The sequence below is a fragment of the Paenarthrobacter sp. TRD_SC_7 genome (assembly GCF_056156245.1).
Genome location: NZ_CM149587.1, coordinates 2,098,751 through 2,113,840, shown reverse-complemented (window position 1 = coordinate 2,113,840; position 15,090 = coordinate 2,098,751). Strand labels below are relative to the sequence as shown.

General features: G+C 59.8%; 10 protein-coding genes. 3 read left to right on the top strand and 7 right to left on the bottom strand.

All coding sequences use genetic code 11. The annotated features are described in order from the left end of the window. Positions 1 to 79: 79 nt before the first annotated feature. From AC0J5Z_RS10210 to AC0J5Z_RS10195, 4 genes are read right to left on the bottom strand one after another with little or no spacing between them, the layout of a single operon-like run. Positions 80 to 1,549 carry a sensor histidine kinase gene (locus tag AC0J5Z_RS10210; protein ID WP_475038964.1) on the bottom strand — a complete coding sequence of 490 codons (1,470 nt, stop codon included), beginning with the start codon at positions 1,547 to 1,549 and terminating at the stop codon, positions 80 to 82. 30 nt (positions 1,550 to 1,579) lie between these two features. Next, positions 1,580 to 6,436 (bottom strand): NAD-glutamate dehydrogenase, encoded by a 4,857-nt coding sequence (locus AC0J5Z_RS10205; protein WP_475038962.1) that lies wholly within the window; start codon positions 6,434 to 6,436, stop codon positions 1,580 to 1,582. A gap of 57 nt (positions 6,437 to 6,493) precedes the next feature. Further along, on the bottom strand, positions 6,494 to 7,804 hold the full coding sequence (locus tag AC0J5Z_RS10200) for a CpaE/TadZ family protein (RefSeq protein WP_475038959.1): 1,311 nt from the start codon (positions 7,802 to 7,804) through the stop codon (positions 6,494 to 6,496). Continuing rightward, complete coding sequence (locus tag AC0J5Z_RS10195; protein WP_475038955.1) at positions 7,801 to 8,445, bottom strand: SAF domain-containing protein; 645 nt, start codon at positions 8,443 to 8,445, stop codon at positions 7,801 to 7,803. Before AC0J5Z_RS10195 ends, AC0J5Z_RS10200 begins: the two co-directional genes overlap by 4 nt. A gap of 155 nt (positions 8,446 to 8,600) precedes the next feature. On the opposite strand from AC0J5Z_RS10195, the gene AC0J5Z_RS10190 reads away from it, so the two are divergent. Then, positions 8,601 to 8,822: a helix-turn-helix domain-containing protein gene (locus tag AC0J5Z_RS10190; protein ID WP_475038953.1), complete on the top strand. Its 222-nt coding sequence runs from the start codon at positions 8,601 to 8,603 to the stop codon at positions 8,820 to 8,822. Here AC0J5Z_RS10190 and AC0J5Z_RS10185 read toward each other — a convergent pair. Next, complete coding sequence (locus tag AC0J5Z_RS10185; protein ID WP_475038951.1) at positions 8,819 to 9,406, bottom strand: hypothetical protein; 588 nt, start codon at positions 9,404 to 9,406, stop codon at positions 8,819 to 8,821. The genes AC0J5Z_RS10190 and AC0J5Z_RS10185 overlap by 4 nt on opposite strands. Before the next feature lie 147 nt (positions 9,407 to 9,553). On the opposite strand from AC0J5Z_RS10185, the gene AC0J5Z_RS10180 reads away from it, so the two are divergent. After that, complete coding sequence (locus AC0J5Z_RS10180) at positions 9,554 to 10,330, top strand: LysM peptidoglycan-binding domain-containing protein (protein ID WP_475038950.1); 777 nt, start codon at positions 9,554 to 9,556, stop codon at positions 10,328 to 10,330. Positions 10,331 to 10,485: 155 nt separating this feature from the next. Then, positions 10,486 to 10,908, top strand: a complete 423-nt coding sequence (locus tag AC0J5Z_RS10175; protein WP_475038949.1) for an Rv3235 family protein — start codon at positions 10,486 to 10,488, stop codon at positions 10,906 to 10,908. A 91-nt stretch (positions 10,909 to 10,999) separates the two neighbouring features. Here AC0J5Z_RS10175 and secA read toward each other — a convergent pair whose 3' ends face one another. Beyond that, positions 11,000 to 13,741: a preprotein translocase subunit SecA gene (gene secA, locus AC0J5Z_RS10170; RefSeq protein ID WP_475038948.1), complete on the bottom strand. Its 2,742-nt coding sequence runs from the start codon at positions 13,739 to 13,741 to the stop codon at positions 11,000 to 11,002. 42 nt (positions 13,742 to 13,783) lie between these two features. Then, a complete protein-coding gene (locus AC0J5Z_RS10165; RefSeq protein ID WP_475038947.1) occupies positions 13,784 to 15,073 on the bottom strand; it encodes a winged helix-turn-helix domain-containing protein in 1,290 nt (429 codons plus the stop codon). Positions 15,074 to 15,090: the final 17 nt, after the last annotated feature.

The following is a 15,090-nucleotide window of genomic DNA, read 5'->3' as shown; positions in this document are numbered from 1 at the left end:
AGGAAAGGCCGCGGACCATTCGGTCCGCGGCCTTTTTCTTGTCTCCTGCTCCCGGGAGTCCGTTGCTGGGCTCCCGAGGCTACGCCCTGGCGAGGTTGAGGATGATCTCGACGGCGGTGCCTCCCCCTTCGCGGGGGCTCCACTGAATGGACCCGCCGAGCTCGCTGGTCACGAGTGTACGGACAATCTGCAGGCCCAATCCCTCGGTGTACTGGCCATCCGGCAGACCAACGCCGTCGTCGGCAATGGTCACAGTCAGGAATTCATCGTTGCCATCGCCATCTGCCCGGTCGGCCAGCAGCCATACCGTTCCTGTACGTCCCTCCAGTCCGTGCTCAACGGCGTTGGTGACCAGTTCATTGATGACCAAAGCCAGTGGAGTGGCAAAATCGCTGGGCAACTCGCCGAACATACCTGAACGCTCTGTTCGTACTTGCTGGGACGGTGAGGCCACTTCCGCAGACAGCCGGAATTGTCGCCCGATCAATTCGTCGAAGTCGACGCTCTGCGTCAGCCCCTGGGAGAGGGTCTCATGCACGAGTGCGATAGTGGCCACGCGTCGCATCGCTTGTTCCAGACCCTGTTTGGCTTCATCGCTGACCATTCGCCGCGATTGCATTCGAAGAAGAGCTGCCACTGTCTGAAGATTATTCTTGACCCGGTGATGGATTTCGCGAATGGTGGCGTCCTTGGTGACAAGTTCCATTTCCCTGCGCCGCAGTTCCGAGACATCACGGCACAGGACAAGGGCTCCGAAACGATGCTGCTCATCGCGCAAAGGTATGGCCCGAAGTGAAAGACTGACGCCCCGGGACTCAATCTCGCTGCGCCAAGGCATCCGCCCGGTCACAACCAAGGGCAATGTCTCGTCCACCATCCGCCTGTCCTTCAGAAGGCCGGCAGTCACTTCCGCAAGCGAGCGTCCCTCCAGGGACTCAACTTCACCGAGTCGTCGGAAGGCAGACACGCCATTGGGGCTGGCATACTGCACGATGCCCTCAGCATCGAGCCTGATGAGTCCGTCGCCGACTCGTGGCGCTCCTCGACGAGAGCCCGTCGGAGAGGCGAAGTCCGGCCATAGACCCAATGTTCCCATTCGCAGGAGGTCATAGGCGCATTGGCGATACGTCAGTTCCAGCCTGGACGGCATGCGCGAGCTGGACAGATCCATGTGGGACGTTACAACTGCGAGTGTTCTGCCGTTGCGCACCATGGGAACGGCCTCCACGCGAAGTGCCATCTCGCTGCTCCAGCTCGTTTCACTAGAGCGCTCGATCGACCGGCTGTTCCATGCCTTATTCACAAGGGGGCGCAGATCAGAGCGGATGCCCTCCCCCACGAAGTCCGCGTGGAACACCGTATGTGATGTCGACGGACGGACGTGGGCGAGGGCAATGTAGCCGAACTCCGGATGCGGGAACCACAATGCGAGGTCCGCAAAAGCCAGGTCAGCGACCATTTGCCAGTCACCGACGAGGAGGTGCAGCCATTCGGCATCTCCAGGCCCGAAATCAGCGTGTTCCCTGATGGGGTCTGTAAAGATTGCCACTGCACCTCCATTTGCGACGCCGGGATTGCCCTAGCGTCGAACGATTGACCTCAAGAGCCTTAATGCTACCGACAGCGAAGCCATGTCGTCGGCTTCGAGCGCGTTGACCTCATCAAACATGGTCTTGGCACGTCCCAATTGTTCGGCGTTCTGCCCTTCCCATGCCTTCAGTCGATCTTCCGCCAAGGCGCCGGACTCCGTCGACTCAAGGACCGACGTCGTCATATCCGCCACCGTCGAGTACAAGTCATCCCGCAGGGCTGCACGTGCCAAGGCCTGCCAACGGTCATCGCGCGGCAACGAACTGATGCGTTCCAGGAGCGAATCCACGTGGAAGCGGTTGAACACCGTGTAGTAGACATGCGCAACGTCCTCGACGCCTTCGCTTCCGGTCTGGGCAATCCGCGCGATGTCCAAAAGTGCGTAGCTCTCGAACAGCTCCGCCCACCTGTGGGCAAGATGCTCGGGCAGTTCCCAGCCACGGGCCTTGTCCAACCAACCCGTGATGCGGATCTTGTCTTCGCCCCGGAGGTAGTCCAGAAGCCTGGCCCGCAGCGGAGCCAACATCGGCTTGAACGATTCCACGACGTTGGAAATAGGCTGTGACGCCATGCCTTGCCCCAACACCCACCGCACTGCCCGATCAAGCAGCCTCCTGATATCCAGGTGGACTTCGCTCCAGTGTTCCGTCGGGAATGATGCGGGGAGCGCGTTCAATTCCGCAACCATCGGATCGAGATCATAAATCTCCCGCAGCGCTACGAAGGCCTTGGCAACTGCAACCTCATTGGCCGACGTCTCTTCGATGGCCCGGAAGGCAAAGGTGATACCGCCGAGATTGATGATGTCGTTGGCCACTACCGTGGCGATGATCTCGCGCCGTAGGGGATGGGTGTCCAGCTCAGCGTCAAAGCGTTCACGCAACTGCGTCGGGAAGTAATTACGTAGTGTGTCCGCGAACCAGGGATCGTCGGCAAGGTTGCTGTCCCGCAACGCTGCCCCAAGCTCGATCTTCGCGTACGCGGCCAGGACGGCGAGCTCGGGAGAAGTCAGACCTTGCCCCTGTTCCAACCGTGAACGGAGCGTCTCTGTGGTGGGCAGGGCTTCCAGGTCACGCTTGAGGTCGGCAGATTTCTCCAACCAGTCCATGAGACGTTCGTAACTTGGACTCCAGTCCGCGACGCGCGTCCGGTCGTTCAGGAGCAGGATGTTCTGGTCGATGTTGTCCTGAAGGACAAGCCGTCCCACCTCATCGGTCATGGCGGCCAGGAAGTCCGCCCGCTCCGCGGCATCAAGCCTTCCGGCCGCTACCATCCGGTCAACGAAAATCTTGATGTTGACCTCATGGTCGGAGCAGTCCACGCCGGCGGAGTTGTCGATTGCGTCTGTATTCAGAATGACTCCCTGGAGGGCGGCTTCGATGCGCCCCCGCTGGGTCAGTCCCAGGTTTCCACCTTCGCCAACCACCTTCACCCGCAGGTCGCGACCGTCTACGCGAATGGCATCGTTGGCTTTGTCGCCCACGGCAGCATGGCTTTCCGTGCTTGCCTTGACGTAGGTGCCGATACCACCGTTGTAGAGGAGATCCGCGGGTGCCAGCAAAATCGCACGAAGTAGTTCCGGAGGACTCAGCTGCGTGGTTCCTTCGGGCAGGCCCAGCGCCTTGCGCACCTGGTCCGAGACCGGGATGGTCTTGGCCTGGCGTGGATAAACGCCGCCACCCTCGCTGATGAGAGTCCGGTCATAGTCGTCCCAGGAAGAGCGGGGCAACTCGAAGAGCCTTTGACGCTCGGTAAACGAAGCCGCGGCGTCAGGGGCGGGATCAAGGAAAATATGGCGGTGGTCAAAGGCGGCCAGGAGCCGGATATGGCGGGAAAGCAGCATGCCATTGCCGAAGACGTCGCCGGACATGTCACCAACGCCCACAACTGTGAACTCTTCGGTCTGCGTGTCGAGGTCGAGTTCGCTGAAGTGTCTCTTGACCGATTCCCATGCTCCACGCGCAGTGATGCCCATGGCCTTGTGGTCATAACCGACCGACCCGCCCGAAGCAAACGCGTCGCCGAGCCAGAATCCGTACTCCGCCGCCAACCCATTGGCGGTGTCGGAGAACGTGGCCGTGCCTTTGTCCGCTGCTACCACCAGATACGAGTCGTCGCCGTCGTGCCGAACAACGTCCGACGGCGGCACAAGCCGTTCGCCGTCCGCTGAAGTAACGAGGTTGTCCGTGATATCCAGCAAACCTCGAATGAAGGTCTTGTAGCTCTCGATCCCTTCGGCCATCCAAGCTGCCCGGTCCGCTGAGGGATTGGGCAATTTCTTGGCAAAGAAACCTCCCTTCGCACCCGTCGGAACAATAACGGCATTCTTGACGGTCTGTGCCTTCACGAGCCCAAGGATCTCCGTGCGGAAATCTTCCCGCCGGTCGGACCAGCGAAGGCCACCGCGGGCTACCTTCCCGAAGCGAAGGTGCACGCCTTCCACCCTCGGAGAATAAACCCAGATCTCAAACATGGGGCGCGGGAAAGGAAGACCGTCAATCGACGTGGGGTCCAGCTTGAAGCTGAGGTATTCCTTGTTCTGGTAGTAATTGGTCCGCAGAGTTGACTCAATAAGGTTCACGAAGGTGCGCAGGACGCGGTCGGCGTCCAACGTGGCCACCTGCTCGATGGACTCCGCAAGGGCTGCCCGCGCTGCGGCTTGGCGTTCCGGCCGCTGTTCTTCCGCGACGGCCGGGTCGAAGCGCGCAGCGAAGAGGTCGTTGAGCCCACGTGCAACATCAGGGTTGCCCAGGAGCGTGTCTGCGATGAAGCCGAAGGAGTTGGTGTTGCCCATTTGCCGCATGTACTTTGCGTAGGCACGGAGCACCACCACTTGACGCCAATGGATGCCTTCACGGAGCACGAGTCGATCAAAGTTGTCCGATTCGACAGCGCCCGTGATGGCTGCTCCGAAGGAGTCCCCCAGAAGATCCCCGGTAGCCAAGGGGTCCACCCCCGCCGGGTACTTGAGGCCGAGATCGTAAAGGAAGAAGTCGCGGTGATCTGAGGTTTCGATCTCGAAGGGACGCTCATCCAATACCTCAAGACCGAGATTGTGGAAGTAGGGAAGGATCTGGCTGAGGCTCTTGGGCTCCATCAGATAGAGCTTGACGCGGGCATCCTCTTCCAAAGCCTCACCGGCGCCCTCGGGAAGATACACATGGACACCGGGCCTGATGTGCTTGGTAACCCGTCCTGCCCGTTCTGCCTCCGCTCCGTATTTCTCGAAGCGTTCAATGTCCTCAAGGGCATCTTCCACTTCGTAGTCCACACGGTAGCCCGCTGGGAATGCCTCGGCCCACAGCGCAGACAGAACATCAGCGTCACCGGCAGTCCGGTGCTCGCGGAGAACCTCTGCGATACCTTCGCTCCAGGACCGCGACGCACGCATTAGCCGATGTTCCAGCTCTTTTACATCGACTTCCGCCAATTCCGCGGTGCGGGGCAGTCTGATCCTGAAGAAAACACGGGCCAACGCGGATTCGGTGATCCGGGCCTCATAGTCAATGCTCTCGGCGTGGAAGGTTTCGCGGAGTTCCTGCTCGATCCGAAGGCGGACGCTGGTGGTATACCTGTCACGGGGCAGATACACCACAGCGGACATAAACCGACCGTAAATGTCCGGGCGCAGGAACAGCTTGGTCCGCCGGCGTTCCTGGAGTCGTTGGATTCCGGTGGCTGTTGCGGCAAGATCCGGTATTTCTATCTGGAACAGTTCGTCGCGGGGATACGTTTCAAGGATTCCCAAAAGATCCTTGCCCGAGTGGGAGTCGATGGGGAACCCGGCGTTCCGCAGGACAGCGTCCACCTTGTCCCGAACGATCGGGATGCTGCGCACAGATCCGGTATAAGCGCTGGTGGCGAACAGGCCGATAAAGCGCCGTTCACCGTTAACGTTGCCCAGCGCGTCGAAGCTTTTGACTCCGATGTAGTCGAGATAGGCGGGCCGGTGCACGGTGGAGCGCGAGTTCGCCTTCGTGATCACCAAAGCCCGCTTCTCCCTTGCCCGCTTCCGGCCTGCATCAGTGAGGTGCTGGACTTGACGAGTGGTGTCGCTTGCGCGCAGCAGGCCTAGTCCACTGTCCTCACGGAGCTGAAGAACGTCCTCGCCGTCTTCATTGACGAGGTCGTATTCGCGGTACCCGAGGAAAGTGAAGTTACCGTTATCCAGCCATCGCAAAAGGTCCTGTGCTTGCCTGAGTTCGGCGACTTGCTCCGGATGGGTAATGCCGCCCAAGGCCTCGGCCAGCTCGAGTGCTTTGCTGCGCATCTTCGGCCAGTCTTCGACCGCTGCCCTCACGTCACCGAGGACGCGTCGAAGCCCAGCGATCAGTTCTTCGCGGGCGTCATCGCCTACACGGTCAATTTCGACGGCGATCCATGACTCCATGTGCGATGCGTTATCGCCATCGCCCAGAAGATGGGCAACACTGGGGAGTGCGGCTGTGTCGCCACTGGAAATGCCGACATTGGAGGGGACCCTCGAGATACTGCTCAGCTCACCCGACAGCCGGTCACGGGTAACCACGAACAACGGGTGCATGACCAAACGGATCGCGCAGTTCTGACGAACGAGTTCGGCATTGACAGAGTCGACTAGGAACGGCATATCGTCCGTGACGATGTAGACGACGTTTCGCTCAGGTTCACCCGCGATTTCGACGACTGCATTTCCGGGCTGACGGGACTGGGCCGCATTCCTGTGCTTGGTTGCCCGCGAAATCAGGAGTTCAGGCGAATACGCTCGTGAATCCTCCTCTGCGAGGTGCTCATAGTAGTCACCGAAGAACCCTTCACGGACAACTGTTGCATCGGACCGATCCTCCACGCTGGATCCTGACGACATCTACAAACGCCTCCATCACATGTTGATTGCTGCGACTCTGCAGCCCACATGGCGAGCCTAGCGCTTAAGAAGTCGCAAAGCTCTGATAGTTCGACCAAAGGAATTCCGATTTTGCTGGGCAGGTGCACAGACCAAAGTGGCTATTGCCAATCGCAGGGCCGAAGCCGGCGCAACTTCCAGCAGGACCGAGCCCGACAGCAAGGCGGCATCACACGCTACGTGATCAGCCGGAAGGTAAGCATCTACGCCCGCTCCCGGGCCATAGCGGACCCACGCGTCGTCCAATTGCCGCTTGGGCGAATGGCCCACTGCCGAGCGCTTCACCTTGTTCAGCACGACACGGGGAGACACTTGCGGAACCGCAGACTCAAGCTCCGCCAGCCCCCGCACCAAGCGCGGCACGCCAATGGCATCCGCCGCCCCCACGGCGAAGACAACATCAGCCATTTCCAAACTGCGAAGTGTGGCGGCGTTCCGCCGCGGGGCCATGGTGTCAAAACTGAGTTCTTCATCTGATTCAAGGCAGAAACCTGTATCCACCACGACATGGTCCGCCAGTTGTCTGGCCCTCTCCAGGACCGTCGAGACGGCTCCCGCCCTGAGTTCGGTCCAGCGATCCGCCCTGGTGGTCCCCGTGAGTATTCGAAAAGTCCCGCCTTTGGTGAAGACAGGAATGGCCACCGCCCTGAGGGCTTCACTATCGAGCAGGCCTTGGTCCGCCAGCCTGCAAGCCTGAGCCAGGCCCGCCGACTCGTCCAGCAGGCCGAGCACCGCCGAAACACTGGCCCCATAGCTGTCAGCATCCACGAGGATGACGGACTTGCCGACGGCGGCCAACTCCGCCGCGATGTTGACCGCAAGGAGAGTCCTGCCAGGGGCACCGATCGGTCCCCACACGGCTGTTATCTGACCTGCCCCTTCCGGCACTTCATCGACGCAGTCCGCCACAGGCGCCAAGAGCAAGTCTGCCCCTGGATCTGCAAATCCAATGTCTCGAGCGGACACAGGGTGGCTTCGGCGACTGTCGCGGCCAACAGCCTCCGATATTTTGTCCGCGAGCTCTGCAGCCTCAATGCCCGTCGCAGCTGGCACGGCGCCGATTGAGTGCAGGCGTATGGCCTCCATCGGATCATCCGTCAGGGCGACGATGGAGACGCCGACCGCCCCGAGGCGATCAACCAGCGTGGTGGTGAGTTCCTCGCAACCTTCCGCTACGACAGCCGCCACCGCAAGGCCGCTTTGGCAAGCAGCAATGAGTTCAGCAAGCTCTGAACAACGGCGAACCACGGTTACCGGGCCGTGCAGGCGCTCCAAACCGCCGACTACAGCCTCCTGCGCCGCGCCAACGGTAACAACAGGAATGCTCATCGGACGACGCCCGCAGGGTTCCAAACAACCGACACCTTGGCTTTGTTTGCTTGCGCACCAAGCAATGTTGGCATTTGCTCGTCCGTTACCAGCACCATCACCACAGTCGTCTTTGCCGAGCCCAGGGTGGTGGAGCCGGTAGTCATCCCGGCGATTTCCGCACTTGGCAGAAGTAACTGCGGTTCCTCAAAAGCTCTGTCCGAGCCCGGCATGGCAATCCAGACGTCAACCCTGGCGCCTGGAACGGCCTGCGCGGGGAGCTCTTCCTCCATGGCAATCGCCACTGGTTTCCGGTCCAGGGCATCGGCAGCCCCGAGGCTTTCCTGAGGAACCAACTGGTTCTTTGCCACCCGCTGCAGCGCAACCTCGCCCCCGGCAAGGCCCTGTTCGACTGTGACATAGCTGGACTCGACATCATCCAGGCGGACCTTGACAATGGACAGGTCCGCCTCGGTGACCGACTGACCTACCGCGATGTCTTCCCGAGCGGTGTAGACCTGGGTGGTCCTGTCGGCTGTACCAACCAGTGCAATGACGCCGGCGATGGACCCCAGAACCAGCAGAAGGCCGATAAGAAGCCGGGGGTCTTTCCACGATGGCTTCTTGAGTCTTGGAGCGGCGATGCTCGTGCTTTTACTCATTTCCTGCTCCCCCGCTATGAGTTACGGCATGGGTCGATGACACCTGCCTCCTCATTCTTACCGGCGACTTTCGCGGAACCAAAGCCATCGCCCTCAAAGAGGCCGAAACTGTGGATAACTACACCAAACGGCAGCAACGGTGGCAAAATGAAGCCATGCCCCGATTCCTGACTCTTGCGGACGTCGCTGAACAACTACAAATCAATTCACCCCAGGCCTACTCCTTGGTTCGAAGCGGCGAGCTGAAAGCCATTCAGGTGGGAGGGCGAGGCCAATGGCGCATCGAGGAAACGATGCTTGAGCAATACATTGAGGACCGCTACGCAGAGGCCAGCCGCATGATCGAAGAGGCCAAGACCAAGACCGGCCAGTCTTAGTTCCCGCCGCCCCGGAAGTCCCGGCTCCCCGCCGAACAAAGCGCTGCCAGTGAACTAAAAGGGACAGTCATGACTGCGGCAACATTGCCGGCACGGCGCACTTCACCGTGCGGGACGACTGCGAGGTCAAAGTGGTCCCGGCCTACCCTGTCTATGACTCCATGCAGCTTGTATCCATCACCTGTCCGCACCTTCAGATGAACAACCAGTTCAGAGCGGTCCTTGGACAGCACCCTCAGCGCGGAGGCGATGCCCAGTGTCTGCTGTACCCGTGACGAAGACTTCAGCGCCACCCTCCCCAGTCCTTGGTAGGAGAGCACCGACGCGTATGGCACCAGCCACTGCCTCACACCCTCCGTCAAGACCAGCCACTCGCTGCCCACATGACTTAGCCCTCCTCGAATGACGTTGCCGTCAACCAAGACGATCTTGATTTCGGCACCAGCGGCACCACGGAGGCGATCGCCTAGTTCGATGCCCGCCAGCTCAACTCTGGCTCGGTCCGTTATCTCAGATTCCCTCTGCAGGGCACGCCCGTCCGAGAATTGCGCTTCCAAATCGCCAAAAAGAGAGTCCCATCTCATATGGTCAGACTAGGCTGCAGTATGGAACATTGCCAATCCCGACGGCAAGGGATCGCGTGATTGGACAAGACGAAACAAGTGTGCTCAAAATAGAGCAAATAGGTCAAATTGCATCAAACCACATCAAATGAAGCTTGGGGGCTTTGTATGGCTCGAAGATTGCGTAGCGACTCCGCCCTCGCTGCCTCGATTCTTGGTCTTGGACTGTTCCTGGTTCTTGTGGGCAATTTGCTCTTCGCCCAATGGCAGGCCGCCGAGCGACATAAGCAAAGCTTCACGTTTGAACATCTTCTCGGTTTCCTTGCCAGTGCTGTGGGGATTGCGATTGTCGCGTGGTGGGTACTCTCCTTGTTCATCGCCTTCCTGGCGTCGATACTGCATCGGGTTGGGCACAGGAAACGTGCCGACTTTCTCTCTAAGTTCAGCCCGGCCTTTATGCTGCGACTCGCGGTGGCAGTCATAAGCCTGAATCTTCTGGGCACGGGGATAGCGCAAGCAGCTGCTGCCCCGCCGGAGCCAGGTTGGCATAGCGCGTCCCCCAGCAACCGGGCGCCCGCGCCTGTGGCGTGGACGCCTGCTTCCTCTGACAGTGCCGGCTCCTCCCCACCACCGGTCGAAGCCACCCACGAATCAGGGACCCGCCTGAAGGATCCGCGCTGGAAGCCCCGACCCCCAGTGATTGATCCTGGCCTTCTGAGCCGCCAAAACTCACGTTCAACGACGCCGCCGGGCGAAACCGGAGTCGTGGTCAATGATGGTGACTCCCTTTGGTCGATTGCGGCGTCCAGGCTGGGACCCTTCGCAACTGACGTGGACGTCGCGCTGAACTGGCCCAAGTGGTACGCCGCCAACCACGCAACCATTGGAAGTGATCCAGCCATTCTGCTTCCGGGTCAGGTCCTGCAGCCGCCCTCACCGGGCTAACAGTCAAGGGCCCCGTGCCCGCCGTCTCCAAAGGACGCCCGCTCAGGGGCAATGTCCACACCTCAAAGCCGATTCCTAGCGTCATCCCAGCAGAAGCCACCGAGCAAAGCGTCCCCGCGCCTGCAGCTCATGTAGTGAATGCCAGAGGTATGACCATGACCGTTGCAACAGCAAGCCGACCGGCGAGCCGTCGGAGCACCAAACGTACAGCCCCCACCTACGGCCCGGGCGCCTCGGACATCGATGTCCGACTTGTGGCGCGGAGCATCGCGCAGGCCGCTTTGGAGGTTCTTGCCGGGACCCGCCCAGTGCATCAGCTCTCCCGCTCCCTGGATTCGGAGTGCTACCTGTCTCTCCAGCACCGGGCAGCCCTCACGCGAAAGCACGCAGCAAGGAACCGGGGGAATCAGCAGCCACACCGCAGCCCAATGGTCCGATCCGTTCGAGTGTGTTCGATATCGCAGTTCATTTGTGAGGCAAGCATCGTGGTGGCGGAAGAGCAGCGATGCCGTGCTGTAGCCATGAGGCTGGAGCGGTTCGATGGAGTATGGCAGGTGACCGCGTTGGAAATTGGGTAATGCAATCCATAGCTTGCGACGGCGCAAAAAGGGTGGACCCCGGGCGATCAGCCCAAGGTCCACCCTTTCATTACCGCGTTAGGGAATCGGTTCAGCGGCGCTTCTTCTTGGCCTGTTTGCGCTGATCCTGGCTTGCCGCTTTAGCAGGATTCCCGGAACGACCTGAGCCGCGACCCTCAATGCGTGTCTGGGTTGCCCCATCTTCGCCGGGGGCGGTGTACTGCAATTGCGCCGGCTTTTCCGGCGCTTGGAGGCCTGCTGCCCGGATTTGCGGATCGTGATGCTCAGTGTGAGCGCCAGCAGCAGAACTGTCCGCCACTACCACGTCTTCGGCGGGGGTTACTTCAACTTCGAGGTTATAGAGGAAACCGATGCTCTCCTCACGAATGGCTTCCATCATGCTCTGGAACATCACGAACCCCTCGCGCTGGTATTCCACCAGGGGATCCCGTTGTGCCATTGCACGGAGACCAATTCCCTCCTTGAGGTAGTCCATCTCGTAGAGGTGTTCCTGCCACTTGCGTCCAAGGACCGATAGCACAACGCGGCGCTCGAGCTCACGCATGCTTTCTGAGCCAATGGCCTCTTCGCGTGCTTGGTAAACAAGCCGGGCGTCCGAGAGGATTTCCTCCCTCAGGAACTCCGCAGTGACTTTGGACTTACCGCCCGCTTCATCAATGATTTCCTGAGCAGTTACGGTTGCCGGGTACAACGTCTTCAGGTTTGCCCATAGCTGGTTGTAGTCCCAGTCGTCGCCTGATCCCTCGGCAGTAGCGGCATCAATAAGTGAGTTGATCGTGTCTTCCAGGAAGAACTGGACCTTTTCGTGCAAATCATCGCCCTCAAGGATCCGACGACGGTCGCCGTAAATGGCTTCGCGCTGGCGGTTGAGGACGTCATCGTACTTGAGAACATTCTTGCGCTGCTCGGCGTTGCGGCCCTCCACTTGGCCTTGCGCCGATGCGATGGCACGGGAAACGAGCTTCGATTCAAGGGCAACATCGTCAGGCACGGAACTGTTCATTAGCCGTTCGGCCGCACCTGAGTTGAACAATCTCATGAGGTCATCTGTCAGCGAGAGGTAGAACCGGGATTCGCCGGGGTCTCCCTGACGTCCGGAACGTCCACGCAACTGGTTGTCGATCCGGCGGGATTCATGGCGCTCGGTGCCAAGCACGTAGAGTCCGCCAAGGTCCAGAACTTCTTCGTGTTCATCTTTGACCGCCTGTTTTGCTGCCGCAAGCGCCGCCGGCCATGCGGCCTCGTACTCGTCTGAATTTTCCTCAGGATCAAGCCCGCGCTTGGCAAGTTCGGCGATTGCAGTAAATTCGGCGTTGCCGCCAAGCATGATGTCGGTTCCTCGGCCCGCCATATTGGTTGCCACGGTAACCGCGCCTTTTCGTCCGGCCTGCGCCACGATGGACGCTTCCCTTGCGTGGTTTTTGGCGTTCAGGACTTCGTGCCGGATGCCTTCTTTGGCCAAGAGCTTGGAGAGATACTCACTCTTTTCAACGCTAGTGGTACCCACCAGCACAGGCTGGCCACTCTCGTGTCGTTCAGCAATGTCTTGAACGACGGCATCGAACTTCACAACCTCGTTCTTGTAGACGAGGTCCGGCTGGTCAATGCGCTGCATGTCGCGGTTCGTGGGGATGGGTACGACGCCGAGCTTGTAAGTGCTCATGAACTCTGCGGCTTCAGTCTCGGCCGTACCCGTCATGCCGGCAAGCTTCGAATACATGCGGAAGTAGTTCTGCAGCGTGACTGTGGCAAGAGTCTGGTTCTCTGCCTTGATCTCCACATTTTCCTTGGCCTCAATGGCCTGGTGCATGCCTTCGTTGTAGCGACGTCCGGCCAGGATACGGCCGGTGTGTTCGTCAACAATCAGGACCTCGCCGTCAAGGATGACGTAGTCCTTGTCCCGCTTGAAGAGTTCTTTGGCCTTGATGGCATTGTTGAGGAAGCCAATCAGCGGTGTATTGGCAGATTCGTAGAGGTTTTGTATTCCGAGGTAGTCCTCTACCTTTTCGATCCCCGCTTCCAGCACGCCCACGGTTCGCTTCTTCTCATCGACCTCATAGTCAACGTCAGGCTGCAAGCGGAGGACCACTTTGGCAAATTCGCTGTACCACCGGTTGGTGTCACCTTGCGCGGGACCGGAAATAATCAGCGGAGTACGTGCTTCGTCGATCAGGATGGAGTCGACCTCATCCACGATCGCGAAGTTGTGCCCGCGCTGCACGAGTTCGCTGGCGTCCCAGGCCATGTTGTCGCGCAGGTAATCGAAGCCGAATTCGTTGTTGGTTCCGTACGTAATGTCAGCGGAGTACTGCTCCCGGCGTACGGTGGGGTCCTGGTTGGACAAGATGCAACCACTGGTAAGACCAAGGAACCTGTACACGCGGCCCATGAGTTCGGACTGGTACTCAGCAAGGTAGTCGTTCACGGTGACAACGTGGACACCCTTACCCGAAAGCGCGTTGAGGTAGGCAGGCGCTGTAGCAACGAGGGTCTTGCCTTCACCCGTTTTCATTTCCGCGATGTTTCCCAGGTGGAGGGCGGCGCCGCCCATGAGCTGCACGTCAAAGTGCCGCATGCCCAAGGTCCTGGACGAGGCTTCGCGAACAGCGGCGAAGGCTTCCGGGAGGAGAGCTTCCAGAGTTTCGCCGTCTTGGTGGCGGGACCTCAGCCGGTCCGTTTCCTCGCGGATTTCAGCGTCCGAGAAGGACTTGAAGGTGTCTTCCAGGGCATTGATGGAATCGGCATAGTTCCGCAGTGTCTTGAGTGTCTTTTTGTCACCCGTGCGGAGAAGTTTTTCGATTAGTGATGCCACGTGAAATTGCTCCCAGTCTCATGCTGCCGAATTCTGGCTGTTTCAGTCTACGGGAGAGACCAGCGCCACGTTGCCGGGTTCCCCTCTGAGCGGACTGCTCGGCTGGACGCGTTTTCCTTGGGCAACATCGTCTTTTGCCACTGCCTCGGAAAGCACTCCGGCGAGGTCCCCTACCGGCCACACCACCACTTCCTGAAGGCCGAGCCACGCAGCCATTAGCTTAAGTTCTTCGGCAAGTTCGACGGCGGTATCCGCCGGCGCGTTTATCTCACCAAAAGCGGAGCGCACCAGGAGCTGACCGGATGCACGGTCCGCTTTCAGGTCCACTCTGGCAACGATGTCCTCTCTGAGTAGGAACGGCAGAACGTAGTAGCCGAACCGTCGCTTGGCGGCAGGGGTGTAGATCTCAATCCGGTAGTGGAATCCGAACAGCTCCTCAAGCCGCCGCCTTTCGAAGACCAAGGAATCGAAAGGGCTCAGCAGCGCCCGGCCCGCAGCCTTTCGTGGCAGCCTGGCGTCAACATGCTTGTAAGTCTCCCTGTCCCATCCCTTTACCACAACAGGCTCAAGGCGGCCTGCCCGGACCAAGCGTCGGACAGAATCTGCACCTGCTTTCAAGGGTGTCCGGAAGTAGTCGGAGAAGCATCGCACCGTTCCAATGCCATGGGCTTGAGCGGCTGCTTCCATCAGACGGTCAAGGGACGCTTCGGCATCGACCTCGGACGGTGTGAGGTGTGGAATAACCCTTGAGGCCAGGGCGTACTTTCGTTCAAATTGCGAGGTCCGCGAAGCAGCGGATATCCGCCCTTCTTCGAAGAGGTGCTCCAGCACGCGCTTGACGATGTTCCAGTTCCAACCCCAGTTATCACGTTCCGGGTCTTCGTCGTGTCCGAGCATTACAGTTAGTTCGGATGCCGTCATCGGGCGTCCTGCGGTGAGGGCCATCAGGATACGGTCCTCCATGTCTTGGCGTACGGCCGGATCCAGACGGTGGGCTCCCACCCAAGCGCGCTTTTGCCATACCAGCAAGTCCTGGAAGTGCTCCGGGCGGATAAAGCTCGCCTCGTGTGCCCAGTACTCCAGCATTTTGCGTGGATTGCGGCTGGCCATCGACTGGAGGATGAGGGGATCGTAGTTACCCAGCCGGGAAAAGAACGGAAGGTAGTGGCTTCGTGCCACCACGTTAACCGAATCGATCTGGACAAGCTGGAGTTGGGCAAAGGTACGGCCCACCGCCCGTGGAGTCACGGGGCCAGTGGGCCGGACCTTTGCCAATCCTTGAGCTGCCAATGCGATCCGCCGTGCCTGTGACAGGCTCAGCGAAGCGGTCATGGAAGTCCCTTCGTGTT